At 72.3% G+C, this 24,136-nt stretch carries 24 protein-coding genes; 11 read left to right on the top strand and 13 right to left on the bottom strand.

Annotated elements, in window-relative coordinates; translation table 11 throughout:
* Window positions 1-93 precede the first annotated feature (93 nt).
* The 4 genes from D9599_RS16550 to D9599_RS16535 all read left to right on the top strand — a co-directional run bounded on the left by D9599_RS16550 (window position 94) and on the right by D9599_RS16535 (window position 4,415).
* A complete protein-coding gene (locus D9599_RS16550; protein ID WP_232480585.1) occupies window positions 94-1,191 on the top strand; it encodes a glycosyltransferase family 4 protein in 1,098 nt (365 codons plus the stop codon).
* Window positions 1,188-2,354, top strand: a complete 1,167-nt coding sequence (locus D9599_RS16545) for a glycosyltransferase (RefSeq protein ID WP_198382380.1) — start codon at window positions 1,188-1,190, stop codon at window positions 2,352-2,354. The genes D9599_RS16550 and D9599_RS16545 overlap by 4 nt, the downstream gene beginning before the upstream one ends.
* 87 nt (window positions 2,355-2,441) lie before the next feature.
* Window positions 2,442-3,422 (top strand): GDP-mannose 4,6-dehydratase, encoded by a 981-nt coding sequence (gene gmd, locus D9599_RS16540; protein ID WP_198382379.1) that lies wholly within the window; start codon window positions 2,442-2,444, stop codon window positions 3,420-3,422.
* 6 nt (window positions 3,423-3,428) lie between these two features.
* Window positions 3,429-4,415, top strand: a complete 987-nt coding sequence (locus D9599_RS16535; RefSeq protein WP_198382378.1) for an NAD-dependent epimerase/dehydratase family protein — start codon at window positions 3,429-3,431, stop codon at window positions 4,413-4,415.
* Between the two features lie 58 nt (window positions 4,416-4,473).
* On the opposite strand, the gene D9599_RS16530 is transcribed toward D9599_RS16535, so the two are convergent.
* Window positions 4,474-5,895, bottom strand: coding sequence for a glycosyltransferase family 1 protein (locus D9599_RS16530; RefSeq protein ID WP_198382377.1), 1,422 nt, complete (start codon window positions 5,893-5,895; stop codon window positions 4,474-4,476).
* Window positions 5,896-6,005: 110 nt separating this feature from the next.
* Between D9599_RS16530 and D9599_RS16525 the strand changes: the two genes are divergently transcribed.
* Complete coding sequence (locus D9599_RS16525; protein WP_198382376.1) at window positions 6,006-6,650, top strand: acetyltransferase; 645 nt, start codon at window positions 6,006-6,008, stop codon at window positions 6,648-6,650.
* 9 nt (window positions 6,651-6,659) lie between these two features.
* On the opposite strand, the gene D9599_RS16520 is transcribed toward D9599_RS16525, so the two are convergent.
* Genes D9599_RS16520 through D9599_RS16510 form a run of 3 tightly spaced genes read right to left on the bottom strand, consistent with a single transcriptional unit; the run spans window position 6,660 to window position 8,912 of the window.
* Window positions 6,660-7,403, bottom strand: coding sequence for an ABC transporter ATP-binding protein (locus D9599_RS16520; protein ID WP_198382375.1), 744 nt, complete (start codon window positions 7,401-7,403; stop codon window positions 6,660-6,662).
* Window positions 7,404-7,408: 5 nt separating this feature from the next.
* On the bottom strand, window positions 7,409-8,254 hold the full coding sequence (locus tag D9599_RS16515; protein ID WP_198382374.1) for an ABC transporter permease: 846 nt from the start codon (window positions 8,252-8,254) through the stop codon (window positions 7,409-7,411).
* Window positions 8,255-8,312: 58 nt separating this feature from the next.
* Window positions 8,313-8,912, bottom strand: a complete 600-nt coding sequence (locus D9599_RS16510) for a glycine zipper 2TM domain-containing protein (RefSeq protein ID WP_232480584.1) — start codon at window positions 8,910-8,912, stop codon at window positions 8,313-8,315.
* Window positions 8,913-9,221: 309 nt separating this feature from the next.
* On the opposite strand from D9599_RS16510, the gene D9599_RS16505 reads away from it, so the two are divergent.
* Window positions 9,222-10,676, top strand: a complete 1,455-nt coding sequence (locus tag D9599_RS16505) for a lytic transglycosylase domain-containing protein (protein WP_198382373.1) — start codon at window positions 9,222-9,224, stop codon at window positions 10,674-10,676.
* Window positions 10,677-10,736: 60 nt separating this feature from the next.
* On the opposite strand, the gene D9599_RS16500 is transcribed toward D9599_RS16505, so the two are convergent.
* From D9599_RS16500 to D9599_RS16485, 4 genes are read right to left on the bottom strand one after another with little or no spacing between them, the layout of a single operon-like run.
* Window positions 10,737-11,555 (bottom strand): MetQ/NlpA family ABC transporter substrate-binding protein, encoded by an 819-nt coding sequence (locus D9599_RS16500; protein WP_198382372.1) that lies wholly within the window; start codon window positions 11,553-11,555, stop codon window positions 10,737-10,739.
* A gap of 20 nt (window positions 11,556-11,575) precedes the next feature.
* On the bottom strand, window positions 11,576-12,385 hold the full coding sequence (locus tag D9599_RS16495; RefSeq protein WP_198382371.1) for a MetQ/NlpA family ABC transporter substrate-binding protein: 810 nt from the start codon (window positions 12,383-12,385) through the stop codon (window positions 11,576-11,578).
* A 17-nt stretch (window positions 12,386-12,402) separates the two neighbouring features.
* Window positions 12,403-13,068: a methionine ABC transporter permease gene (locus D9599_RS16490; protein ID WP_043833162.1), complete on the bottom strand. Its 666-nt coding sequence runs from the start codon at window positions 13,066-13,068 to the stop codon at window positions 12,403-12,405.
* Window positions 13,065-14,135: a methionine ABC transporter ATP-binding protein gene (locus D9599_RS16485; RefSeq protein ID WP_198382370.1), complete on the bottom strand. Its 1,071-nt coding sequence runs from the start codon at window positions 14,133-14,135 to the stop codon at window positions 13,065-13,067. The genes D9599_RS16490 and D9599_RS16485 overlap by 4 nt, the downstream gene beginning before the upstream one ends.
* 207 nt (window positions 14,136-14,342) lie before the next feature.
* Here D9599_RS16485 and D9599_RS16480 point away from each other — a divergent pair, with 207 nt between their 5' ends.
* The gene (locus tag D9599_RS16480) at window positions 14,343-15,461 is read left to right on the top strand and encodes an FAD-binding oxidoreductase (RefSeq protein ID WP_198382369.1); all 1,119 of its coding nucleotides are present in this window, start codon (window positions 14,343-14,345) and stop codon (window positions 15,459-15,461) included.
* On the top strand, window positions 15,458-16,432 hold the full coding sequence (locus D9599_RS16475; RefSeq protein WP_198382368.1) for a threonine/serine dehydratase: 975 nt from the start codon (window positions 15,458-15,460) through the stop codon (window positions 16,430-16,432). The genes D9599_RS16480 and D9599_RS16475 overlap by 4 nt, the downstream gene beginning before the upstream one ends.
* Before the next feature lie 33 nt (window positions 16,433-16,465).
* On the opposite strand, the gene D9599_RS16470 is transcribed toward D9599_RS16475, so the two are convergent.
* Complete coding sequence (locus D9599_RS16470; RefSeq protein WP_198382367.1) at window positions 16,466-16,999, bottom strand: cupin domain-containing protein; 534 nt, start codon at window positions 16,997-16,999, stop codon at window positions 16,466-16,468.
* Window positions 17,000-17,067: 68 nt separating this feature from the next.
* On the bottom strand, window positions 17,068-17,607 hold the full coding sequence (gene moaB, locus D9599_RS16465) for a molybdenum cofactor biosynthesis protein B (protein WP_198382366.1): 540 nt from the start codon (window positions 17,605-17,607) through the stop codon (window positions 17,068-17,070).
* A gap of 139 nt (window positions 17,608-17,746) precedes the next feature.
* Between moaB and D9599_RS16460 the strand changes: the two genes are divergently transcribed.
* The gene (locus tag D9599_RS16460) at window positions 17,747-18,007 is read left to right on the top strand and encodes a hypothetical protein (RefSeq protein ID WP_198382365.1); all 261 of its coding nucleotides are present in this window, start codon (window positions 17,747-17,749) and stop codon (window positions 18,005-18,007) included.
* Window positions 18,008-18,021: 14 nt separating this feature from the next.
* Here D9599_RS16460 and D9599_RS16455 read toward each other — a convergent pair whose 3' ends face one another.
* A complete protein-coding gene (locus D9599_RS16455; RefSeq protein ID WP_198382364.1) occupies window positions 18,022-19,581 on the bottom strand; it encodes a sulfatase-like hydrolase/transferase in 1,560 nt (519 codons plus the stop codon).
* Window positions 19,582-19,674: 93 nt separating this feature from the next.
* On the opposite strand from D9599_RS16455, the gene D9599_RS16450 reads away from it, so the two are divergent.
* Complete coding sequence (locus D9599_RS16450) at window positions 19,675-20,646, top strand: tripartite tricarboxylate transporter substrate binding protein (protein ID WP_198382363.1); 972 nt, start codon at window positions 19,675-19,677, stop codon at window positions 20,644-20,646.
* A complete protein-coding gene (locus D9599_RS16445; protein ID WP_198382362.1) occupies window positions 20,646-21,644 on the top strand; it encodes a tripartite tricarboxylate transporter substrate binding protein in 999 nt (332 codons plus the stop codon). Before D9599_RS16450 ends, D9599_RS16445 begins: the two co-directional genes overlap by 1 nt.
* A gap of 19 nt (window positions 21,645-21,663) precedes the next feature.
* Here the strand turns inward: D9599_RS16445 and D9599_RS16440 are convergent, their stop codons facing one another.
* Window positions 21,664-22,392, bottom strand: coding sequence for an alpha/beta fold hydrolase (locus D9599_RS16440; protein ID WP_198382361.1), 729 nt, complete (start codon window positions 22,390-22,392; stop codon window positions 21,664-21,666).
* The gene (locus D9599_RS16435) at window positions 22,389-24,116 is read right to left on the bottom strand and encodes a cation:proton antiporter (protein ID WP_198382360.1); all 1,728 of its coding nucleotides are present in this window, start codon (window positions 24,114-24,116) and stop codon (window positions 22,389-22,391) included. Before D9599_RS16435 ends, D9599_RS16440 begins: the two co-directional genes overlap by 4 nt.
* Window positions 24,117-24,136 lie beyond the last annotated feature (20 nt).

Below are 24,136 nucleotides of genomic sequence, written 5' to 3'. Positions count from 1 at the left end.
AGTCCTTGATATGCTATGCACCAATCATCGGCACGCGCCAAGCCGTCAGCGGGACGCTTTCGCCGTGCGGCGACCGATGATAGGGCCCGCCTGATGCGAATCCTGCTCTGGTACTGGGGGCGTCGCGGCGGGGGAGCCCAGTTCACCCTCTGCCTGGCGCGTGGCTTGGCGGGATCCCCGGGAACGGAACTCGCCCTGTCGCTGGCCGACCGCAACGCGCTGCTGCCGGAGGCGCGCTCGCTCGGCGCCTCCCTGGACGCGGTGCCGACCTTCGGCGGCGCGGCAGGCGCGGCACTCGGCCTCGTCCGGCTACCGGTACTTCGGCGCCGGCTGGTTGCGCAGGCCGTCGCCACGCGGGCCCAGGTGGTGGTCTCCGCCATGAACCATGTCTGGACGCCGCTCGTCGCGGGGGCGTTGCCGCGTGCGGGGATCCCCTTCGTCAGCATCGTGCACGACGCCCTGCCGCATCCCGGGGACCCCGCCCTCGCCTGGGACTGGCGCCTGCGCCAGGAGCTGAACGCCGCCTCGGGGGCGGTCGCCTTTTCGGAAAGCGTCGCTCGGGCGGTGGCGGCCCGTCGCCCCGGCCTGCCGATCCTGCGCCTGCCGCTGGGGGCGCATCTTCCCGTCGGCGACAAGGGGGCGGCGGCGCCGGTGACTGATTTCCTCTTCTTCGGCCGGGTGCGTGCCTACAAGGGATTGGATCTCCTTCGAGACGCCTTCGCCGCCCTCCGAGCGCGCCATCCGGGCGTCACGCTGCGGGTTGTCGGGGAGGGAGACGTGGAGGGCTGCGCGCCGGGCCTCGCCGCCCTGCCGGGCGTAACGGTCGAGCCGCGCTGGGTGCCGGACGGCGAGCTGCCGTCGCTCCTCGCCACGGCGCGCGCGGTCGTTCTGCCCTATCGCGAGGCCAGCCAGTCCGGTGTCCTGCCGATGGCGCTCGCGATGGGTGTTCCGGTGGTGGCGACGCCGGTGGGTGGCCTGTCGGCGCAGCTCGAGCACGGGGTGAGCGGCCTTGTGGCGCGCGACGCTTCCGCCCCCGCCCTGGCCGAGACGATGTCGGCTATCCTGGACCCCGCACGCCGTCGTGCCCTCTCCGCCGGCGCCCGCTCGGCTGGAGCGGTGCTGACCGACTGGGATGCGCAGGCCCGCACGCTGCTCGCCTGGCTGCAGCACCTGCCGGAGATGCGCGGATGAGCCTTCTACGATCGGTCTGGTCGCGCTTGCCGCGAGGGGCGCGGCGGGAGGCGCTTTTCACCCTTACCGCCGCCCTCGCGCCAAGGATCGCGCGCCCGGCCCCGCCCCCCTCCCTGCCGCTGACCGTCGCCGGCTACTTCGGCGCCACGACCGGCCTCGGCGCCGCGACACGCCGCCTGGCGGCAGGGCTGCGCGACCAGGGCTTCGAGGTGGGGGAGGCGGACCTGACCGGCCCCCTGCGCCAGGGCCCGGCCGGACCGCCGCCGGCTGTGCCGGCCGGGCCGGGGACGCTGCTGGTCCATGTGAACGGCCCGATGCTGCCCTGGGCGCTGCTCTCCCTCGGTCGGCGGGCGGTGTCGGGGAAGCGGATCATCGGTGTATGGAACTGGGAACTGCCGCAGGTTCCCCGGGACTGGGACCGGGGGTTCGCCGCCTGCCATGCCATCTGGGTCGGCACAGAATTCGTCGCGGCGGCCTGCCGCCGTCGGGATGGACCGCCGGTTCGGGTCGTGCCCTACCCGCTCCCCCGGCCTACACCTTCCGCTCTGCGCCGTCAGGACTTCGGCCTGCCGGAGGGCGCCTTCGTCACACTCGTGGTCTTCGATGCCACATCGTCCCTCGCCCGTAAGAACCCGCTGGCCGCGATCGAGGCTCACGCGCGCGCCTTTGGTGACGCATACAATCACATTTTAGTGATAAAGACCCACGGCACCTCCAATGCTGGCAGCGGCTGGGTGCAGGTGGCCGAGGCGGCAGCGGCGCGCCCAAACGTGCGGGTCATCGATGCGGCCTTGCCGCGGAACGACCTCTGGGCACTCATGGCCAGCAGCGACGCGCTGCTCTCCCTGCACCGTGCGGAGGGCTTCGGCTTCGCGATCGCCGAGATGATGGAACTCGGCCGCCCGGTGGTCGCGACCGGATGGTCCGGGAACACCGATTTCATGAGGGGCCCCGGCTGCCACGCGATCGGCTGGCACCTCGTCCCCGCGCGCGATCCGCAGGAAACCTACGACATGCCGGCAACCTGCTGGGCGGAGCCGGACATCGACGAGGCCGCAGCCGCCCTGCGCCGCATCGCGGCCGACCCGGCCCTTCGCCGCCCCCCGCCGATACGCCTTTCCCCACCCGATTACCGGCAGGCGCTGGAACTGACGGGTTATTGAAATTAAGCTTGGAGAAAGGGTGGTCTAGCAAGCACGGGGCAGGGCCGCTAAAGGCACCCGGCTTGATCACCAGCGAAACTGGATAACATGCCGCGCGCGCTCATCACCGGTGTGACCGGACAGGACGGGGCCTACCTGTCGCAACTCCTGCTCGAGAAGGGCTACGAGGTCTTCGGACTGCTCCGCCGCTCCTCGTCGGGTGACGTGATCGACGAGCGCCTCCGCTGGCTCGGCATTGCCGGGCAGGTGCGGATGATGGACGGCAACCTGATCGACCTCTCCTCCCTCCTGCGGATCCTGCAGGAGGTGAAGCCGGACGAGGTGTACAACCTCGGCGCTCAGTCCTTTGTGAAGACCTCCTGGAACCAGCCGCTGCTCACCGGGCAGGTTACCGCCCTCGGCGCCGGCAACATCCTGGAGGCGGTTCGCCTCGTCACCCCCGGCGCGCGCTTTTACCAGGCCTCCTCCTCCGAGATGTACGGCCTCATTCAGGAGCCGATCCAGAGCGAGAAGACGCCCTTCTACCCGCGCTCGCCCTATGCAGTGGCGAAGCTCTACGGCCACTGGATGACCGTCAACTACCGCGAGAGCTTCGGCCTTCACGCCTCCTCGGGCATCCTCTTCAACCACGAGAGCCCGCTGCGCGGCATCGAGTTTGTCACCCGCAAGGTCACGGACGCGGCGGCCCGCATCAAGCTCGGCCTGGCGAAGGAGCTGCCCATGGGCAACCTCGACGCCAAGCGCGACTGGGGGCATGCGCGGGACTACGTGAAGGCCATGTGGCTGATGCTGCAGCAGGATGCTCCCGACGACTACGTCGTGGCCACCGGCCGCACCGTGACCGTGCGGGACATGTGCCGCATCGCCTTCGCCCATGTCGGCCTGGACTACGAGGCCTTCGTGAAGGTGGATCCGGCCTTCATGCGCCCCGCCGAGGTGGACGTGCTGCTGGGCGATTCGTCCAAGGCGCGCGCCAAGCTCGGCTGGACGCCGGAGACGAGCCTCGAGGACATGATCAAGGAGATGGTCGAGGCCGACCTCGCCCGTCACCGCGCTCGGCAGCGCTGAGCGCCCATGTCTGGGCGCCCGGGGCGTCCCGCCCGCATCCTGCTGACCGGTGCCGGTGGCTTCGTCGGCCGGCACCTGCTCGTCTCGCTGCGGCAGGCCTTCCCGGAGGCCGTGCTCGTCGGCGCGAGGCGCCGCGCGAGCGAGGGCCCCGTGGCGGGTGCGGACGAGACGGTCATCCTCGATGTCGATGAGGCGCCGGCGCTGGCCGACACCGTGGCGACCGTGCGGCCGGACGCCGTGCTCCACCTCGCGGCCTATGCCGATGTGGGCGCCTCCTTCCGCAACCCGCTGGCGGTCTGGCGCACCAACGTCCTCGGCACCGTGGCAATGGGGGAGGCGGTGCTCCAGGCGGCACCCCGCGCATCCTTCCTGATGGCCTCCTCGGGCGAGGTCTATGGCCTCGCTTTCCAGTCGGGCCAGCCGGTCGCCGAGGACACGCCGCTGGCCCCCGCCAACCCTTACGCCGCGAGCAAGGCGGCGGCGGACCTGGCCATGGGGGAGATGGCGCTGCGGGGCCTTCGCGTCGTGCGCCTGCGCGCCTTCACCCATACCGGGGCGGGCCAGGCGGACGGCTTCGCGGTCGCGGCCTTCGCCCACCAGATCGCGCGGATCGAGGCCGGGCAGCAGCCGCCCGTCCTGCGGACCGGCGCGCTCGACCGCTGGCGCGACTTCCTGGATGTGCGGGACGTCTGCTCCGCCTACGTGGCCGCGCTCGCGAATACTGAAGCTTTGCCCTCGGGCATCGCCCTCAACATCTGCTCGGGCAAGCCGCGCCGGATCGGCGATATCCTCGAGACCCTGCTCCGCCTTTCCGGGGTGGAGGCGAGCGTGGAGCAGGATGCGGCACGGCTCCGGCCGACCGATGTCGAGAGCGTGCAGGGCGATCCGGCCCTGGCCCGCCAGACCCTTGGCTGGTCCCCCACCATCCCCTGGGAGGAGACCCTGGAGACCGTGCTGGCGGATTGGCGCAGCCGCGTCGCGGCCGGCGAGTAGGGATCGACTCCACGACGCGTTCTCAGCTCGATCGGCACCGCTGCCGACGGAGCAGCCGTCAGGGGGCCGCCTCCGGCTCCAGGCCGAGATGCCCCGCCAGCACCTCGGCCGAGCGGCGCCAGGGAACGGGGCGGAAGTCGTCGCGGATGGCGGCCTCGCGCTGCGCGATCAGCGCGTCGTCGGTGCAGGCGCGGCGGATCGTCTCCGTGGCGCCGGTGATGTTCTCGGGATCGACATAGAGGCAGAAGGGTCCGCCCGCCTCCGGCAGGGAGGTGCGGTCGGACGCGATGCAGAGCTTCCCGAAGGAGAGGCTCTCGGTCACCGGCAGGCCCCATCCCTCGTAGAGCGAGGGGAAGAGGGTGAAGCGGCAGCCCTGATAGAGCGCCACCAGCTCCGCGTCCGTGGGATCGGGCACCACGACGATCTTGCCGTCGAGATGGCCGCAATTCTCGATCTGCTGCATCAGGTCCTCGACCAGCCAGCCGATCCGCCCGGCGAAGACGAGTTGGGGTACGGCCTCGGGCGGCATCTCCTCCACCATCCGGCGCCAAGCGCGGAAGGCGAGGAGATGGTTCTTCCGCGCCTCAATGGTGGAGACCACCAGGGCGTAGCCGCCCGGTTGCAGGCCCATCGGCAGAGCGGTCGCGGCGGCGACGGGCGGGCCGCTGAAGCCGCTGCCGATGGGCAGGGTGCGCACCGGCAGGTTCAGCGGCACTTCCTCGCGCGCGGACCATCGCTCCACATCCCGGGCGGTCGCCTCCGAGATGGCGAAGAGGTGGTCGACCTTCGGGGCGAAGCCGGTGAACCAGCGGCTGAAGACCCGGACCAGCCCCGCATCGCACCACTCTGGCCGAAGCAGCGGGATGAGGTCGTAGACGAGCAGGGCCGTGCGCATGGAGCAGCCCGCCGTCGTCCGGGAGAGGAAGCCGCCGTAATCGTTGTGGAACCAGGGGGAGCCGAGCACGCCGAGCACGTCGCCCGGCCGGGCGAGTTCACGGATATCCTGCCCCTGCGGCACGCCATCCTCGCCGCGGCCGGAAGTGGCGCCGCTGAAGAGCGACGGTGCCGCGCGCAGCGATCGGGCTCCGTGCCGCAGCGCTGCCCTTTGCGCGGCCAGGGCGGCCCGCTGGGCAGCCACGGCCTGCATCAGCGGATCGCGCACGGCGAGCGGCAGGCGTCCGGCAAGCTGGCGCGTGAAGCCTGCCGGTTGCGCCGCCCCGCGCGGGCGCGGCGAAGCCGGCTCCTTCCTCCCCGTATCCGACGAGGCCTCCAGCATGCCGGCGAAGAGCTGCCGCACACCTTCCCAAGGCACGGTCCGGAGAGCATCCCCCACCGGGTCGTGGCGGCAGAACCGCACCCTCTCGCCGAGGTGGTCCCGCAGCCCCGCATAGAGCTCGAAGGAGAGCCGCTGGATGCCGCTCGGTCGCGGGTTCCGGAGTGCGTAGTGGAAGAGGTCCTCCACATCGAGCCAAAGGATCATCGCGGCGGGGCTTCCATCCGAAACACGGGTAGGGCAGTGCGGCGTGGCCGGCAAGCAGAGGGCATTCTCAGGGTTGTCCCATCGGCCGCGATCCCGCCAGGAGAAACGCCGTGCCAGAATCTCCGCGCGTGCTGATCATCGGCGGCGGCGGCCACGCGAAGGTGGTCATCGAGGCCCTACGGGCCGCGGGCTTCCCGCCGCCGCTCGGCATCCTCGATCCGCGTCCGCCGGCGCCGCTTGTCCTCGGCGTTCCCGTGCTGGGCGGCAACGAGCTGCTGGAGCGGCTGCGGGCGGAAGGGGCTTCGGAGGCGGTGGTGGCCCTGGGCAGCAACCCGCTGCGGCAGGAATTAGGTGACCGCCTTGCCGCTCTCGGCTTTCGGCTGCCGCCGGTGGTCCACCCCGCCGCGCAACTCTCGCCGAGTGCACGGGTGGCGGAAGGGGCCGTGGTGATGGCCCGCGCCTGCATCGGCCCCGATGCCGGGATCGGGCGGCTGGCGATCGTCAACACCGCGGCGATCGTGGAGCATGACAACCGGCTCGGCCAGGCCGCGCATGCGGCGCCCGGCAGCGCGCTCGCGGGGGGCGTGGTGGTGGGGGACCGGGCGCTGGTGGGGGTGGGCTCGGCGGTGCGGCCCGGCATCGTCATCGGGGCCGATGCCGTGGTGGGCGCCGGCTCGGCTGTCGTGCGGGACGTACCGCCAGGCGCCACGGTGGGCGGCGTCCCGGCTGCCTTGCTCGGGCCGGGGAGGGGCTGATGCCGCCCCTCAGTGCTGGGCCAGCATCGCGTCGATCACGGGTTCCACGGGCCCATCCGCCACGATGCGCCCGGCATCGAGATGGATGGCGCGGGTGCACCAGCGGCGGACGACGTTCATGTCGTGGGTGGCGATGACGAGGATGTCCGCGCCGGAAACGAGGCTCGCCAGCCTCGCCTCGGCCTTCTCCATGAACACCGCATCGCCCGCCATGAACCACTCGTCCATCAGCAGGATCTGGGGCTGCATGGCGGTGGCGATGGCGAAGGCGAGCCGGATGGACATGCCGGCGGAATAGCCCTTGATCGGCACGTCCATGAATTCGCCGAGGCCTGCGAACTCCGCCACCTCCGCTTCCAGCGCGGACTGCGCCGCTGCGTCGAGGTTCCGGTAGAGCGCGCGCAGGCGCACGTTCTCGCGGCCCGTGCTGTCGTGATCCATCCCGGCGGCGGGATCGATGAGGGATCCGACCGAGCCGTCGATCACGAGACGCCCGCCCACGGGCTCGTAGATGCCGGCGAGCGCACGGAGGAGGGTCGTCTTGCCCGCCCCGTTGCGGCCGATCAGCGCCACCCGCTCCCCCGAGGCGATCTGGAAGTCGAGGTCGCGCAGGGCGCTGACGACGACGCGGTTCGACTCGTCGGTGCGGACGCGGGCGGCGGCCCGCGCCAGCAGCCGCTTTTTCAGGCTGCGCGCGCCGAGGTGATAGAGCGGGAACTCGACCCGCAGGCCGCTGGCTTCGATCCGGACCACGGCGATCAGACCCAGAAGGCCAGGCGGCCGCGGAAGCGGACGAAGAAGGCGAGGGCAAGGCCCCCGAGGACTGCGGAGTAGAGAAGAGCCGCCGCCCAGACGGCCAGGCCGCCGCCGTGGCCCTCCACCAGAGGGGCCCGCAGCGTCTCCAGCACCGCGTAGAAGGGGTTCAGCGGCAGCCACACGGCCATGTCCTTCAGCAGCTCCGGCTTCCAGAGGATGGGCGTGAGGAAGAAGGCAAGCTGCATGACGTTGGCGACGATCGGCCCGATGTCGCGGAAGCGTGCGCAGATCATGCCGAGCAGCATGGAGGCGAAGAAGGCATTCGCCAGCAGCAGAAGGAGGCCCGGCAGCGCCAGGAAGCCCTCCGGCCCCGGCAGGTGCCCGAAAGCGAGGAAGACGATCGGGATCAGTGGCAGGCTGTGCGCCGCGGTCAGCCCGTTGCGGAAGACGCTCCGCAGGGCATGCACCGTGAAGGGCACGCGCAGCTGGCGGATCACGCCCTCGGCGGTCGTCATGGTCGTGCAGGCATCGTTCACCATGCCCGCGATGACGTTCCAGACGACGAGGCTGACGGTCAGGTGCGGCAGGTACTCGCCGAGGCTGAGCCCGAGCAGGCGGGAGTAGAGAAGCCCGAGCCCCACCAGCATGAGCAGGGTGGAGAGGGTCATCCAGAAGGGCCCGATCACGGAGCCGCGGTAGCGGTTCCGGAGGTCGAGGCGGGCCAGCGCCCAGGCGAGGCGCCAGGAGGCGAAGCCCTCCCGCAGGTCCGCAAGCGCCATCTCTCCCCGGCGCGGCGCGGCCGCGTCGAAGAGGAAGGTTTCCGGACGGGTAAGAGGACCTGCAAGCATGGGGCGCGCCTATACACCGGCCCGTGCCCGGTGGGCCAGCGGCGCGCCCCTGCTGCCGCTACTTCCGGCCGCCGCTGTAGGGCGGGGCGTAGCCGATGGGCGCACCGTAGCCGGGCTGCCCATAGGGGGTGGGCTGGTAGACCGCACCCGGGGGTGGGCCGCCGGCCGCGCGGCTGATCCGCGTGCGGTCCCCGCGGGAGATGACGACGCGGTCGCCGGCCTGCAGCCCTTCCTCGTTCGTCTGGACGACCTGGAAGTCGCCGCCGGTGTCCTCGCGCACGGTGAACTCGACCGCCTGGCCCGTGCTGACCCCGCTGCCGATCGCGTTGCCCGCGAGCCCGCCGATAAGGGCGCCGCCGAGGCCGCCAAGGACGTTCGAGCGGGGATCGCCGCCGATGAAGGAGCCGGCCACGCCGCCCGCCACGGCGCCCGCAGCCGTGCCGATGCCAGAGCCGCTGCCGCGCACCGTCACCGGGCGGGTGCCGACGATGGTGCCGTAGGAGACCATGGCGGTGCGTCCGATGGCGGCCGCGTTGTAGACCCCGCCCGTGTCCTGGGGCGCGCAGGCGGAGAGCCCACCCGCCAGGAGCGCGACGACGAGGCCCGCCCGCAGGCCGAAAATGCGTGCAACGGGCATGTCAGAGGGACGAGGGGCCATTCGGAATCCTTTGGAAGACGGAGCCTTCCCGGTTGGGGACACCTGCCAGATTGCTCCCAAGTGGCCTCTTGGCAACAGACCCTGGACCCTCGCGCGGACCGGGCCTGGGTGCGTTGCCAGGGTTTTGACCGCGATTCAGTCGCTTGGGAGCCGCAAAGTCTCCTTGCGGCCGCCGCAAGCATCCGTTAGCCCTGGCTTGCGACGATCAATCGCGGCCGGCGGGGGCCGATGGCGGTGCGTGGGGACGCGCCGCCGGAGACTTCCGCACTGACCGGTTCGCCGGCCGGCAGGGAACAGGGGGTTGAGGGGATGAACCTGATCGCTCGAGCTGCGCGCTCGCGCAGACTGGTGCGCGGGGCGAGGACGCTGGCGGCGATGTCCGTCGTGGCGGCGCTGGCCGCCTGCGGGAGCCAGCCGGACGTCGCGGGCCCCACGACCAACATGCGCAGCACCTCCTCGAATCGCCTGGCGAGCTACGATCCGCCCGGCTCCTCCTCCGACCCTTGGGGACCCTACATCAAGGAGGCCTCCGCCCGCTTTGACGTGCCGGAGCGCTGGATTCGCGAGGTGATGCGCCAGGAGAGCGGCGGCCGCATCACGGCCACCTCCCGCGTCGGCGCGATGGGCCTGCTGCAGCTCATGCCCGGCACCTATGCCGAGATGAACGCCAAGTACGGCCTCGGCGACGACCCCTACCACCCCTGGGCCAACCTCATGGCCGGCACCGCCTATATCCGCGAGATGTATCAGCTCTACGGCTCGCCCGGCTTCCTGGCGGCCTATAATGGTGGTCCCCGCCGCCTCGAGAACTATCTCTGGGCCGGCGGGCGGATGCCGGAGGAGACGCGGAACTACGTGGCCCGGATCGGGCCGCGCATCGCGGGCGTCCACCCGAACCGCCGCGCGCCGGACGAGGTCTATGCCGCGGCCGACATCTCCCTCAACCCGCCGTCGCGCCGCACGGGCGATCCCGCCACGATGCTGGCGCTGCGCGAGCAGCGGCGGAACACGGACCCTGGCATTCAGGTCGCCCAACTGCCGGCCGGCCAGGTCATCCGCATGGAGCCGATCCCCGACGGCTCGACCTATGGCTACAGCGCGCCGCCGGCCGCGACGCCGGCCCCGACGCAGCTCGCCTCGCTCGGCCCGAACGTGATCCGGATGGATCCGATCCCCGACGGCTCTACCTATTCGCGGGAGCCCGCGCCGGTCGTCGTCTCTCGGATGGACCCGATCCCTGACGGCTCCACCTACGCGCGCGAGCCCGCGCCGGTGGTGGTCGCCCGGATGGACCCGATCCCGGACCCGCCGGAGACCGCGCCGGCCCCGCGCTCCTACGCCGTCGCCTCGGCCGAGGCACGGCCGAGCTACCCGGCGCCCGAGCGTCCGGCCGCGCGGCCCTTCGGCTTCCTTGTTGCCCCCGCCCATGCTGGAACGCTGCCGCCGCCGATGGCGCGCGGCGCCCTGCCGCCGGGCGTGATGCGTGCCGGTGGGCCCGCGGCCCAGGCCGCGCCGGCGCCCGCCGCGAATGGCAGCTGGGCGATCCAGGTGGGTGCCTTCGCCAGCGAGAACCTCGCGCGCGACGCCGCCGGCCAGGCGCGGAACGGGGCCGGCAACGGCCGCCCGACGGTCATGCCCGTGGCCCAGGGCCGCAACACGCTCTACCGCGCCCGCGTCTCCGGCCTCTCGCGCGATGCCGCGCAGAGCGCCTGCGACCGGCTGCGCGCCCGCGGCAGCTGCATGGTCATCTCACCGGACGCCTGAGTCCGGCGAGATCGCCGCGATGCGTGAAGGGCCGGGGATCTCTCCCCGGCCCTTTCCGTTTCAGGCGCCCGAGACGACGGCGCCGCCGAACTCCCGCTCCACGAACTCCTTGACCGACGGGTCCGCGTAGCCGGCCGCGAGCTTCGTCGCCCAGGGCGCCGAGGCATCCGAGCGGCGCACCACGACGAGGCAGGTATAGGGATTCGTCCGCGCGCCCTCGGCCGATTCGGCCACCAGGCTATCGCGCCCCGGCATCAGCCCGGCGGGGACCGCGTAGTTGCCGGTGATGGCCGCCGCGTCCACGTCGTCGATGGCGCGGGCGATGGTGGCGGCCTCCAGCTCCACGATCCGGATGCGCTTCGGGTTCTCGGTGATATCGGCGACCGTCGCCCGGAAGTCGGCCCCGGCGCGCAGCTTGAACAGCCCGGCCTCAGCGAGGAGCACGAGGGCGCGGCCGCCATTGGTCGGGTCGTTAGGAATGGCGACGCGGGCGCCGTTCGGCAGATCCGACAGCGCCTTCACCTTGCGGCTGAACACGGCCATGGCCGTCAGCACGGTCTTGCCGACGGGCACGAAGTCGTAGCCGCGCTGGGCCTTCTGGGCGTCGAGGAAGGGCTGATGCTGGTAGGTGTTGGCGTCGATCTCGCCGCCCTGCAGGGCGACGTTCGGCTGGATGAAGTCCGAGAACTCGGTGATGCGGACCACGAAGTTGTCGCGTGCCAGGACGTCGCGCACGCGCTCAAGCACCTGAGCATGAACGCCGGAGGTGACGCCGACGCGCAGCGGACGGGAGGCGGTGCCGAAATTCGCACCCTGAGCGAGCGCGCCCCGCGCGAGGACGAGCCCTGGCGCGGCGACCAGAAGGGAACGGCGAAGCATGGCGGCTTGATCTCCTGCGATCAGAAGGCGGGGACGACGGAACCCTGGAAGGTCGTCTCGACGAAGTTCTTCACCTCGTCGTTCTGATAGGCGGCGAGCAGGCGGCGCACCCAGGGGGCGTCCCGGTCCTTCTGCTGCACGGCGATGACGTTGGCGTAAGGGCTGTCCTTGTCCTCGATCGCGATGGAATCGCGCACGGGGTTCAGGCCGGCATTGATGGCGTAGTTCGTGTTGATGGCCGCCAGGTCCACCTCCTCCAGCGCGCGCGGAAGCTGGGCGGCTTCCAGCTCGACCACGCGGATGCGGCGGGGATTGGCGGTGATGTCGGCCACCGTGGCGCTGGAATCGGCGCCCGCCTTCAGGGTGAAGAGGCCCGCCTTGGCGAGCAGCACGAGGGCGCGGCCGCCATTGCTCGGGTCGTTCGGGACGGCGATGCGGGCACCATTCGGCACCTCCTCCGCCTTCTTGTGGCGGCGGGAGTAGAGGCCCATCGGGAAGATCATGGTCTTCGCCACGGAAACCAGCGGCAGGCGGCGGTCACGCACCGCGGCGTCCAGGAAGGGCTGGTGCTGGTAGGAATTGGCGTCCAGGTCCCCGGCGGCGAGGGCCGCGTTGGGCTGGATGTAGTCGGTGAACTCTACGATCCGGATCGCCAGCCCGTCGCGGGCCGCGATCTCGCGCACCTTCTCCATGGTTTGTGCGTGGGGCCCGGCGGTGACGCCGATGCGGAGCGGGCGCTGGGCCGTGCCCACATCCTGCGCCATGGCGGCGATCGGGGAGAGGGCGGCGAGCGCCGCCAGGGCGCCCAGGCTGCGACGGGTGGTGTTCATCGTTCGTCTTCCGTGTGTCAGCGCCGGCTGAAGCGCCGGACGAGCCAGTCGCCCAGGGATTGCAGCCCCTGGACGAAGAGGATGAGGATGGCGACCACCGTTGCCATCACCTCGGGCATGAAGCGCTGGTAGCCGAAGCGGATGCCGAGATCGCCGAGCCCCCCGCCGCCGATGGCACCCGCCATGGCCGAGTAGCCGACGAGCCCGACGAGGGTGACGGTGATGGCGGCGATCAGGCCCGGCAGGGCTTCCGGCACCAGCACGCGGGCCATGATCTGGGTGCGGGTGGCGCCCATGGCGCGCGCGGCCTCGATCACGCCGCGGTCCACCTCGCGCAGCGCGTTCTCGAACAGCCGGATGATGAAGGCGGTGGCCGCGAGGGAGAGCGGCACGAGGGCCGCCGTGGTGCCGATCGAGGTGCCGGCGACGAGGCGCGTGAAGGGTACGATCGCGACCATCAGGATGATGAAGGGTGTCGAGCGCACCGCATTCACCAGCAGGCCGAGCGGCCGGTTCAGCCAGCCATTGGGCGAGAGGCCTTCCGGCCCGGTAGTGTGCAGCAGCAGGGCGAGCGGCAGGCCGATGACGATGGCGACGACGGCGCCGCCGAAGGTCATCAGCAGCGTCTGCCAGGTCGCCTCGATCAGGAGATCGGTCAGGGCGGGGGGAAGCCAGGGGATCATGGCGCGTGCTCGGGCCCCTCGGGGGCGATGTCGGAAACGTCGAGGCCAAGGCCGCGCATCCAGGCCGTGGCCTCCGCGACGATGGGGGGCGGGCCGTAGGCGGCAAGGGCCATGAGGCCGTAGGGCTCGGCCCCGATCGCGTCGATCCGGCCAGAGACGATGTTCAGGTCCAGTCCGAAGCGACGCGAGGCCTCGCTGACCACGGCGCGCGTGGAAGAGGGGCCGGCGAAGAGCACCTGGAGAAGCCGGCGCTCCTCCCCCGGGTTCGGCGGCGGAAGCTGGGCGAGGGTGCCGGGCGGCACGACATGGCCGATCACTTCCGCCACGAAGCGCCGCGTGGTGGGGTGCCGGGGCCGGGTGAAGACGTCGAAGACGCGGCCCTGCTCGATTACGCGTCCAGCCTCCATCACCGCCACGCGGTCGCATATGGCCTTCACCACGGCCATCTCATGCGTGATCAGCAACACCGTCAGGTCCAGCCGGTCCCGTAGGGAGCGGAGGAGCGCGAGGATCTCCCCGGTCGTCTCGGGATCGAGGGCGCTGGTGGCCTCGTCGCAGAGAAGGATGCGGGGGCGGGAGGCGAGGGCGCGGGCGATGCCGACGCGCTGCTTCTGCCCGCCCGAGAGCTGGGCCGGATAGGCATCGCGGCGCGCCTCCAGCCCGACCAGGGGCAGCAGCTCGGCCACGCGCGCCTCCCGCTCGGCGCGCGGGACGCCGGCGATCTCCAGCGGGAAGGCGATGTTGCCGGCGACGGTCCGGGCGGAGAGAAGGTTGAAGTGCTGGAAGACCATGCCGATGCCGCGGCGGGCGCTCCGCAGGGCGGCGTCGTCCAGCCGCGTCATCTCCTGGCCGAGGACGGAGACCGTGCCGCTGTCCGGCCGCTCGAGCAGGTTCACGCAGCGGAGAAGGGTGGATTTGCCCGCGCCCGAGCGGCCGACGATCCCGAAGATCTCACCCGGCGCGACCTCCAGCGAGACGCCGTCCAGCGCGCGGAGCGGCGTGCCGCGGCCGCGGAACTCGCGGGCGAGATTGCGGAGCAGGATGGCCGGCGGGGAGGGGTCGGACATGGGAGGAAACCCGGAAAGAGGGGGCAGGCGCGCGGGGTCTGCCACGGATCGGGCCGAGGCGGGAACCGGCGTGACGGAACGGTTCTCGCGTCCGGATTTTGCCTGGATGAGGCGTGGTTTTCGCGATCGCACCTAAATCGTTCGTGAAACGGGGTCAATGCCGACGGCCGGGTTGCCGCCATGCGTGCCGGGCCGCACGATGCGCGCATGGATATCCAAGCTTTCGACGCGCTGGTGATCGGCGCCGGCATCGGCGGCGCCACGGCCGCGGCGCACCTGGCGACGACCCGCCGCACCGCCCTTCTCGAGGCGGAGGAGAGTGCGGGCTACCACACGACCGGCCGCTCGGCCGCCATCTGGATCCTCAATTACGGGACCCCGGACGCGCAGGTGCTGACGGCGGCTTCGGGAGGTTTCTTCCGCAACCCGCCCCCGGGCTTCGCCGACGTGCCGCTGATGACTCCGCGCCCCGTCGTGCATCTGGCGCCGCCCGAGCAGGTTCCGGCGCTGGAGGCGATGATGGCGGGCGGCGAGGAGATCGAGCCGATCACGCCCGAGGCGGTGCGGGCCATGGCGCCGGCCCTGCGGCCCGGCTACGCCGCCGCCGCCGCGATCCAGCGCAATGCCTTCGACATGGACGTGGCCGCGCTGCACGCGGGCTTCCTGCGGGCGGTGCGGGCCGCCGGCGGCGTGCTCGCCCTGCGGCAGCGAGCCGGGCGCATCTGGCAGGAGGCGGGGCGGTGGCACGCCGAGACGAGCGACGGCACCGTCTTCGCCGCGCCCGTGCTGGTGAACGCGGCGGGCGCCTGGGGGGACGAGGTCGCCCGGATAGCGGGCGTCGCGCCGCTGGGGCTGCAGCCGAAGCGGCGGACGGCGCTGATCGTCGATCCCGCGCCGCACGATGTTTCGGCCTGGCCGCTGCTCGGGGATGTCGCCCATACCTGGTACGCCCGGCCGGAGGCTCGGGCGAAGCTCATGGTGTCGCCGGCCGACGAGACGGACAGCGACCCCTGCGACGCCCAGCCGGACGAGCTGGACGTGGCCATCGCGGCGGACCGGTTCGAGCAGGCGCTCGACATTCCCGTCCGCCGGGTGGAGCACCGCTGGGCGGGCCTCCGGACCTTCACGCCGGACCGCGGGCTGGCCATCGGCCCCTCCGGCACGCCGGGCTTCTTCTGGAACTGCGGGCAGGGGGGATACGGTATCCAGACCGCCCCGGCCGCTGGCCGGCTGCTGGCGATGCTGGTGAACGAGGAGGATCCGGAAGGGCTGAGGGACATCGTGCCGCTCGTCGATCCGCGTCGCTTCGCCAAGGAGTTCGCATGAGCCCGCTGCCCAGCCACGACGATGTCCGTGCCGCCGCCGCGCGGCTGGCGGGGCGCGTCGTCCGCACGCCGATGCTGCGCCACCCCGTGCTGGACGCGCTGACGGGCGGGACGGTGCTGGTGAAGCCGGAGCCGCTGCAGCGCACCGGCTCCTTCAAGTTCCGGGGTGCGACCAACGCGGTGCTCCGCCTGGCCGAGGACAGGCGCGCTGGCGGAGTGGTGACGCATTCCTCGGGCAATCACGGGCAGGCCCTGGCCAGCGCGGCCGCCTCGGAAGGGGTGCGGGCGCTGATCGCGATGCCCGGGGACGCCCCCGCCATCAAGGTCGAGAGCACCCGGCGCTGGGGGGCGGAGATCACCTTCTTCGACCGGCTGAACACCGACCGCGAGGCCCTGGCGAAGCGATTGGCCGAGGAGCGCGGCGCCGCCCTCATCCCGCCCTTCGACCATCCGGACGTGATCGCGGGCCAGGGGACGGCGGGGCTGGAACTCGTGGAGGACGCCGCCGAGGCCGGGCTGCGGATGGACGCGATGGTCGTTTGCACCGGCGGTGGCGGGTTGGTGGCGGGCTGCGCCCTCGCGGTGGAGGGGGCGAGCCCCGGCACCGAGGTCATCGCCGCCGAGCCGGAAGGCTGGGACGACACGGCGCGGTCGCTCGCGGCGGGGGAGCGGCTGGCCGCGGACGGCAAGGGCTCCACCTTCTGCGACGCGCTGCTCTCGATCCGGCCGGGCGAGATCACCTTCGCGCTGAACCGTCCCCGCCTCGCGGGTGGCGTCGCCGTCACGGTGGAGGAGGTGCTGGCCGCCATGCGCTTCGCTTTCGACCACCTGAAGCTGGTGGTGGAGCCGGGCGGCGCGGTGGCACTGGCCGCCGTCCTCGCCGGGCGCGTGCCGGCGAGGGGGCGGACCCTTGGCGTGGTCATCAGCGGCGGGAATGTCGATCCTGCCGTTTTCGCGCGCGCCCTGGTCTGAGGTCGGCCGCCCCTAAGGGGCGGCCGGAGTGCCTCAGGAGTAGCCCTTGTTCTTGTGGTCCTCGGCGGCCTCTTCCTGGGTCTCAGCATCGGCGTTGGCGGGCTGGGACGCACCGCCGGGGCCGGGCCCCTGGGATGATGACGCACCGGAAGTGCCTCCGGCGGAGCTTCCCTGAGAGCCACCCTGCTGAGCGCCGCCGCCTTCCGCGGGCCGGAAGTCGAAGCTGCCGCCCTCGCTCTGCCAGGTCTGCACGGTCAGGACCTTCGCGCCGCCCTTGCTCTCGTGCGGGCCGTGAACCACGCCCTTGGCGTGGGTGAGGAAGGCGCCGACGGCGAGCGGCTGGCCGGCCTCGATCAGGTCGCCCTCCAGCACGAAGTGCATCTCGGAGCCGGCATCGTGGTAGTGCGCCGGGATCACCCCGCCTGCCGGCAGGTGCACGATGGAGGTGACGACGCCCTTCGAGCGGTCCTCGTTCAGGATCTGGATCTTGAACTCGCCGGTTGCGCCGGGGATCTCGAAAGGAACCGCCTCGCCGGGCTGGGCCATCCGCAAGCCGCTGTCTGCCATGTCGTGCCTCCGCTCGTTTCAGGGTTCCGAACGTGGGCAGGAAGCGGGAAGTTGCCAGGACCGGCCGATCAGGCCGCGCGCAGGTGCTCCAGCAGGCGGGGCATGAGCTCCACCAGATTGCAGGGGCGGAAGCGGGCGTCGAGCTGGTGGACGAGGATGTCGTCCCAGGCGTCCTTCACCGCCCCGGTGCTTCCAGGCAGGGCGAACAGGTAGGTGCCACCCGAGACGCCGCCGATGGCGCGGGACTGGATCGTGGAGGTGCCGATCTTCGCGTAGCTGAGCATGCGGAACAGCTCGCCGAAGCCCGTGATCTCCTTCTCCAGCACGCGGGCGAAGGCCTCCGGCGTCACGTCGCGGCCGGTGATGCCGGTGCCGCCAGTGGTGATGACGCAGTCCACCTGCGGGTCGGCGATCCAGCGGCGGAGATGGGCCTCGATGGTGTCCGCCTCGTCGCGCGCGATGGCGCGGTCGGCCAGCCGGTGGCCGGCGGCCTCGATCCGGGCGGCCAGCGTGTCGCCGGAGCGGTCGGAGGCGAGGTCGCGCGTGTCGCTGACGGTCAGCACGGCGATGTTCACGGGCAGGAAGGTGCGGCTCTCGTCGATCGGCATGGCGGCGGCTCCCGGATGGGCTGATGGATGCGCTGGTATCTGGCGGGTCATATGGGATGCGGGCCGCCGGGCCATCCCCCTTCGCGGACGACGGCCGGCATGGCATCGTCGGCGGGTCAAGGTCCCGGAGGAACGCCGCGTGCCCCGCCTGCTGAACATCGCCGGTCTTGTGGCCTTCGCGGCGGGCGCGGTGTCCCTGGCCTTCGCGGTCTACATCCTCCTCACGGGCGTGATCGGCTGGAACCCCTTCGGCAGCTATATCCGGCCGATGTTCGCGGGTCTCCAGACCATGGGAGTCATGCTGGCGCTGGGCCTCGTTCTGCTCGTTGCCGGCGCCGTGCTGGCCCAGGTCTCGGTCCGCGCCGAGGCGGGGCGGGGCAAGCGGACCCCGGCCCACTGAGCGCGGCCGGGGGCTCACCACTCCCCGAGGAAAACCCCTGCCCGCTTGTGGCTGTCCGTGCGCAGCTCCGCCTCCGCCCAGGTGATAGTGGTGCGGCGCTTCAGCCCCTGGAACCAAGCCAGCAGCCGCTCCCGCATCTCCCGGCAGGTCTCGGCCATGGCGGGGTCGTCGCCGAGATCGTGCAGTTCCTGCGGGTCGGCGGCGAGGTCGAAAAGCATCGGCCGCAGGCCGCCGGTCCAGTGGACGTATTTCCAACGCTCGGTGCGGACCATCCAGGCGTGGTGATGGCCGGTCGGCAGGCCGAGGCGGCGGCGGGCGCCGCGGAAGGTCCAGTCCAGCTCCGAGAAGGCGGCGTCGCGCCAGGCCACCTCCCGTCCGCGCGTGAGCGGCAGGAGGGAACGGCCCTCCACCACGTGCTCGGCGGGCTCGAGGCCGAGCGCGTCCAGGATCGTGGGCACCACGTCGATTGCCTCGGCGAAGCGGTTCTCGACCGTGCCGCGCGTCGCGTCCGCCTCGGCCGAGGGATCGTAGAGGATGAAGGGCACGCGCTGCACGGGGTCGTGGAACAGTTCCTTCTCGCCGAGCCAGTGGTCGCCGAGGTAGTCGCCGTGGTCGGCGCAGAAGACGACGAGCGTGTCCTTCCAGCGGCCGAGCCGCTCCATCGCCTCCCATACCCGGCCGAGATGGTGGTCGAGCTGGGCGATAAGGCCCTGATAGGCCGGGCGCACCGTCGCGATGGTCTCGTCGCGGGCGAAGTTCCGGGCGACTTCCTCGTTCTGGAACTCGCGGAGGACAGGGTGCGCGCCGGGGCCGCGCTCCGCCTCGCCGCGCACGACGGGGAGGCAGTCCTCCGGCCGGAACATCTGATGGTACGGGGCGGGCGCGATGTAGGGCCAGTGCGGCTTGACATAGGAGAGGTGGAGCACCCAGGGCTTGTCCCCCTGCTCCTCCATGAAGCGAATGCCGAGGTCGGTGGTATAGGCGGTCTCGCTGTGCTCCTCCCTGACACGGGAGGGATAGCGGGCGTTGCGCATCTTCCAGCCGGAGAGCGGGCCGTCCGGGCCATCGACGGCGATGACGTAGTCCGTCCAGGGGTCGGGGCTGTCATAGCCCTTGGCGCGCAGCCAGTCGGCATAGGCTGAATCGGGCTCGCCGTGATGGCCGTCATGGCGGTCCACAAGGGTGAACCAGCCCTCGTCGAGCAGCACCTTGAGCTCGCTCGCGCCATCCACCTCCAGGCGCTTCTGGCCGCGGGCATCGGGCAGCACATGCGTCTTGCCGGCCAGCGCAAGGCTGCGCCCGGCCTCCCGCAGGTGCCAGCCGAGCGTCACCTCGCCGACCGAGAGCGGCACGCGGTTATGGGTGGCGCCGTGCGAGGAGACGTAGCGGCCGGTGTAGTAGGACATGCGCGAGGGCCCGCAGATGCCGGACTGGACGTAGGCCTGGGCGAAGCGCACCCCGCGCGCCGCGAGCGCGTCGAGGTTCGGCGTGGGCAGGTGCGGGTGGCCGGCGCAGGACATATGGTCCCAGCGGAACTGGTCCGACATCACGAAGAGAACGTTCCTGGCGGTCATCGCGCCCTTGCTTCCGGCTGTTTCCTGCCCCCAGGCTAGGCGCAAGAGAGGACCGGCGGTAGGCCGGGTACCAGGGGGCGAGCCGTGGCAAGAATGGTGATCACACGGCGGGCGGCGGGAATGCTGGCCTTGGCCGCCGTGGCCCCCGCAAGGGCGCAGGTCGAGGCGATGCGGATCGTCGCCGCCTTCCCGCCGGGCGCGGCCCTCGACGGGGTGGCGCGGCTGCTGGCCGAAGGGGCCTTGCGCGGCGAGGCGGCGCGGCTGCGCGGCACGGTCGTGGTGGACAACCGGCCGGGAGCCAACGGCAACATCGCCGCGGCCGGGGTCGCGCGCGCCCCGGCGGACGGGCGGACCCTGCTGCTGGCGATCGACACCACCTTCAGCCTCAACCCGCATCTCTACGCCAATCCGGGCTTCGATCCCGCGCGTGACCTCGAGCCGGTGGCCATCGCGGGCACCTTTCCGCTGGCGCTGCTGGTGAACCCCACCTCCGGCATCACCGATCTCGCGGGGCTTGCGGCGGCGGCGCGGGCCCGGCCGCTTCTCTACGCCTCGGCGGGCAGCGGCTCGCCCGGGCACTTGGCGATGGAGGCGCTGCGGGCGGCCCTCGGCCTGCCGGCCTCCGCCTTCGAGCACGTGCCCTTCCGCGGCAATGCGGAGGCGCTGACCAGCCTCATCGCCGGGCAGGTCTCGGTCGGGTTCCTTGCCGTGGGTGGCGGCGCCGACTTCGTGCGGGACGGGCGGCTGCGTGGGCTGGCCGTCTCGGGCACCCACCGGATGGAGATGCTGCCCGAGGCCCCGACGGTGGCCGAACTGGGCCATCCGGGCTTCGACGTGCGCTTCGCCTTCGTGCTGGTCGCCCCACGCGGGCTGCCGGCGGAGATGCGGCGGGACTGGGCCGGGCTGGTCGCCGCCGTCATGGCCCAACCGGGAACGCGGGCGCGGCTCGCGGCCTGGGGGGTGGATGCCGAGGCGGGCGGGCCCGAGGAGGCCGCGGCCTGGATCGCCGCCGCGGGGGAGCGATGGGGCAGGATCGCGCGGGAGACCGGGATGAAGGTCGGCTGATGAACCGGATGCCTCACCCAGGCCGGCGGCGGGCGCTCGGCCTTGCCTCGGGTGTTCTTCTCGGCACGGCGCGCAGGGTCGAGGCGCAGGCGCCGGACCCCTACCGGATCGTCGTCCCCTTCCCACCGGGCGCCGCCTCGGACGGCATCGCCAGGCTGCTGGCCGATCGGATGCTGCGGCCCGGTGCGGCGCCGGGCTCCGGGGGCACTGTGATCGTGGACAACCGCGCCGGCGCCGGCGGCAACCTAGCGGGGGCGCAGGTGGCGCGCGCCCGGCCGGACGGGCGCACGCTGCTGCTGACGATCGACACCACGCTGACGGTGAACCCTCATCTCTATGCCGATCTCGGCTACGACCCGGAGGTACTGGAGCCGGTGGCGGTGCTCGGGACCTTCGCCCAGGTCCTCCTCGCTCATCCCTCCTCGGGGATCGCCAGCATGGCGGAGTTCCTGGCGAAGGCACGGCAGGGCGGGCTTCCCTATGCCTCGGGCGGGGTGGGCACGCCGGGGCAGCTCGTGATGGAGGCCTTCCGCCTGGCCGCGGGGTTGCCGGCGGCGGCGCTCGTCCACGTGCCCTATCGCGGCTCCGGGCCTGCCCTGACCGACCTCGTGGCCGGCAACGTGCCGGTCGGGTTCCTGGCGATCTCGGGGGCGCCCGAATTCGTTCGAAGCGAACAGGTGCGCGCGCTCGCCGTCTCCAGCGCCGAGCGGCTGGACACCCTGCCGGGCGTGCCGACGCTCGGCGAGGTGGGCTTCCCCGGCCTCGACATGGAGTTCGCCAACCTGCTGATGGCGCCTCGCGGCCTGCCGCCCGGCCTCGCGGCAGGGATCGCCTCGCAGGCGATCGGGATGCTGCGAGAGGAGGCGGTGCGCGCCCGCTTCGCCAACTGGAACCTCTCGACCCGGGCCGGCGGGCCGGCGGAGGCGGGGGAATGGATCACCCGGGCGCGGCCACGCTGGGGCGAGGTGGTGCGAGCGACCGGAATGCAGGCCGGATAGCGGCGGGGAGGCCGCCCCGTCAGCCCGCCGGCGCCCAGGAGGAGACCCGGTCCGCCGCGGCCTCCCAGCCCTCGTCGAGCATCAGCAGGTGCCCGGTTCCCGGCAGGAGGCGGGCCGCGACGCCGTGCCAGCCGGCGCAGCGCTCCATGGCGTCCCGTGGGATCAGCCGGTCGTATTCCGCGCCGAGGACGAGCACGGGGCGGCCATGGATCCAGCCGGGCGTGACGGGCTGGGGCATCTGCGCCTCCATCAGGGCGGCCGGGGATTCGTCCCGCAGGCGCACTGCGTGGGCCATGGCGGTGGCCGGGTCCATGGCCGGACCGAAGAGGCCCCTCGCGAGGGCGGGGGAGGGCTCGCCGGAGCCGGTCAGGCGGGCGACCTCGGCCCAGAGGATCGGATCGGAGGCGGCGAGATGGGCGTTGGACCACCAGAGGCCCTCGGGAGGCACCGGTGCCAGAAGGGCGGCCCCGCGAACCCGGCTGTCGTCCATCAGCCGCTGGGCGATGAGGGCGCCGAGCGAGTGGCCGACCAGCACCGCTGGCCCCTCCTCAAGCGCTTCCCGCACGGCTGCCACCCGCTCCGACAGGGTCGCGGCGTGGAGCGTCACCGCGATGCAGGGGTGCCCCGCCCGGGCAAGGCGCTGGGCGAAGCCGTCTGCCCAGATCCAGGGACCGCAGGCGGCGCCGTGGAGAAGAATGAGGCGCGTCAGGTGCGGCGTGCCGGCGGGCGGGTCGAAGCGCAGGGTCATACCCCCAGCCCTGCCACAGCGGCGTCCGCAACGCGACGCTTGCGGAGAACGTCCACGGTGGCCTGCGCGGTGCTCGTGGCCACCCCCATCCGCTGCATGGCGAAGTCCGCAATCCCCAACGCCACCTCGCGCTCGCCCATCACGGCGAGGCCGGTGGAGTCCTGGGCGTTGAGCCACTCCACCTCGGAATCGTGATGGGCGCGGACGGCCACCTCGATGCCCGGGTTGGCGGCCCGGGCCAGCTCGACCACGCGGCGCGCCTCCCAGGCCAGCGGCAGGGTCACGATCAGCAGGCGGGCGCGGGCGACGTGGGCGGCCTCCAGCATCTCGGCCTGGGTCGCGTTGCCCCAGAGGACAGGAACGGCCTGGCGGCCCAGCACCTCGGAGCGGTGGCGGTCGTCCTCCACCACGACGAGGGGAAGATGGTGGCGGCGGAGCGCCGCGGCGACGAGCACGCCCACGCGGCCGTAGCCGACGAGGATGGCGTGGCCCTCCATCCGCGGCAGTTGGGCGAGCAGGCGGGACCGGCCGTCCTCCGCTGGCGGCGTCCGGCCGGGGAGGCGGGCGGCGAGCGCGGTGAGGGCGCGGAAGGTCAGGGGCATGAGGAGGATGGCGCCGAAGCTGCCCATCAGGATCGGGCCGCGCAGCGCGTCCGGCAGGATGCCCTGGCCGATCGCCAGCTCCATCAGCACGAAGGAGAACTCGCCGACCTGGGCGAGGGCGGCCGCGACCACGGCGGCGGTGGGCGGCGCGACGCGCAGCGCGACCAGCAGGGCGAAGGTCGCGCCCCCGGTGCCCACCAGGACCACGGCAAGGGCCAGGACCGAGGTGACGGGCGCGTCCAGCACCCTGAACGGGTCGAGCAGCATGCCGACCGAGACGAAGAAGATGGCGGCGAAGATCCGCTGGAGCGGCAGGGTTTCGGCCGCGGCCTGGTGGCCGAGGTCGCTCTCTCCGAGGATCGCACCCGCGAAGAAGGCGCCGAGCGCGAAGGAGACGCCGAAGAGGGAGGCAGCCTCGAAGGCAACGCCGAGCGCCACCACCACGACGGCCAGGGTGAACAGCTCGCGCGAGCCGGAGCGGGCCACCTGGCGCAGCGCCCAGGGCAGCACGCGGCGGCCGACCACCAGCATGATCCCCGCGAAGGCGGCGAGCTTTACGAGGGCGAGCAGCACCGCCTCCACCAGACCGCTCTCCTGCCCACCGGCCGCCGCGGGCACGAGCACGAGGCCCAACACCACCAGGAGGTCCTGCAGGACGAGCCAGCCGAGCGCGATCCGCGCGGCCTCGCCGGAGAGGTGCCCCCGCTCCTCCAGGGCGCGCGTGGCGACGGCGGTGGAGGCGATGGCGAGGGCAAGGCCGAAGACGAGGGCAGGGCCGAAGCCGAGCCCGGGCAGCGTCATGCCCAGCGCGGCGCCGAGCAGCGTGCCGATCGCGACCTGCCCCATGGCGCCGGGCACGGCGACGCGCCAGACCGCCAGCAGGTCGCGCGGCTGGAAGTGCAGCCCGACGCCGAAGAGGAGGAGGCCCACGCCCGCCTCCGCCATGGTCCGGGTGAACTCCCCGTCGATGGTCATGCCGGGGGTATGGGGACCGATCGCAACGCCCGCGACGAGGTAGCCGACGAGCGGCGGAAGGCGGAGCGCCCGCGCGGCCAGGCCGAAGGCGAAGGCGGCGGCGAGCCCGATGACAAGGCTCGCGAGGAAATTGGGCGCGTGCTCCATTCAGTCCCTTCTCGCAGGCC

This window comes from Roseomonas sp. KE2513, assembly GCF_016107305.1.
In the GTDB taxonomy this organism is placed as follows: Bacteria; Pseudomonadota; Alphaproteobacteria; order Acetobacterales; family Acetobacteraceae; genus Roseomonas.
Note: the sequence above shows the minus strand (reverse complement) of the source record. Positions and strands in the feature narration are given on the sequence as shown.

Bases quoted from the DNA above. Each gene is read 5' to 3' on its own strand.
- D9599_RS16480 (WP_198382369.1), top strand. From the start codon at position 14,343: ATGGATATCCAAGCTTTCGACGCGCTGGTGATCGGCGCCGGCATCGGC.
- D9599_RS16505 (WP_198382373.1), top strand. From the start codon at position 9,222: ATGAACCTGATCGCTCGAGCTGCGCGCTCGCGCAGACTGGTGCGCGGG.
- D9599_RS16545 (WP_198382380.1), top strand. From the start codon at position 1,188: ATGAGCCTTCTACGATCGGTCTGGTCGCGCTTGCCGCGAGGGGCGCGG.
- D9599_RS16455 (WP_198382364.1), bottom strand. From the start codon at position 19,581: ATGACCGCCAGGAACGTTCTCTTCGTGATGTCGGACCAGTTCCGCTGG.
- D9599_RS16440 (WP_198382361.1), bottom strand. From the start codon at position 22,392: ATGACCCTGCGCTTCGACCCGCCCGCCGGCACGCCGCACCTGACGCGC.
- D9599_RS16450 (WP_198382363.1), top strand. From the start codon at position 19,675: ATGGTGATCACACGGCGGGCGGCGGGAATGCTGGCCTTGGCCGCCGTG.
- D9599_RS16485 (WP_198382370.1), bottom strand. From the start codon at position 14,135: ATGTCCGACCCCTCCCCGCCGGCCATCCTGCTCCGCAATCTCGCCCGC.
- D9599_RS16510 (WP_232480584.1), bottom strand. From the start codon at position 8,912: ATGGCCCCTCGTCCCTCTGACATGCCCGTTGCACGCATTTTCGGCCTG.
- D9599_RS16490 (WP_043833162.1), bottom strand. From the start codon at position 13,068: ATGATCCCCTGGCTTCCCCCCGCCCTGACCGATCTCCTGATCGAGGCG.
- D9599_RS16435 (WP_198382360.1), bottom strand. From the start codon at position 24,116: ATGGAGCACGCGCCCAATTTCCTCGCGAGCCTTGTCATCGGGCTCGCC.
- gmd (WP_198382379.1), top strand. From the start codon at position 2,442: ATGCCGCGCGCGCTCATCACCGGTGTGACCGGACAGGACGGGGCCTAC.
- D9599_RS16500 (WP_198382372.1), bottom strand. From the start codon at position 11,555: ATGCTTCGCCGTTCCCTTCTGGTCGCCGCGCCAGGGCTCGTCCTCGCG.
- D9599_RS16475 (WP_198382368.1), top strand. From the start codon at position 15,458: ATGAGCCCGCTGCCCAGCCACGACGATGTCCGTGCCGCCGCCGCGCGG.
- moaB (WP_198382366.1), bottom strand. From the start codon at position 17,607: ATGCCGATCGACGAGAGCCGCACCTTCCTGCCCGTGAACATCGCCGTG.
- D9599_RS16495 (WP_198382371.1), bottom strand. From the start codon at position 12,385: ATGAACACCACCCGTCGCAGCCTGGGCGCCCTGGCGGCGCTCGCCGCC.
- D9599_RS16550 (WP_232480585.1), top strand. From the start codon at position 94: ATGCGAATCCTGCTCTGGTACTGGGGGCGTCGCGGCGGGGGAGCCCAG.
- D9599_RS16535 (WP_198382378.1), top strand. From the start codon at position 3,429: ATGTCTGGGCGCCCGGGGCGTCCCGCCCGCATCCTGCTGACCGGTGCC.
- D9599_RS16530 (WP_198382377.1), bottom strand. From the start codon at position 5,895: ATGATCCTTTGGCTCGATGTGGAGGACCTCTTCCACTACGCACTCCGG.
- D9599_RS16445 (WP_198382362.1), top strand. From the start codon at position 20,646: ATGAACCGGATGCCTCACCCAGGCCGGCGGCGGGCGCTCGGCCTTGCC.
- D9599_RS16470 (WP_198382367.1), bottom strand. From the start codon at position 16,999: ATGGCAGACAGCGGCTTGCGGATGGCCCAGCCCGGCGAGGCGGTTCCT.
- D9599_RS16515 (WP_198382374.1), bottom strand. From the start codon at position 8,254: ATGCTTGCAGGTCCTCTTACCCGTCCGGAAACCTTCCTCTTCGACGCG.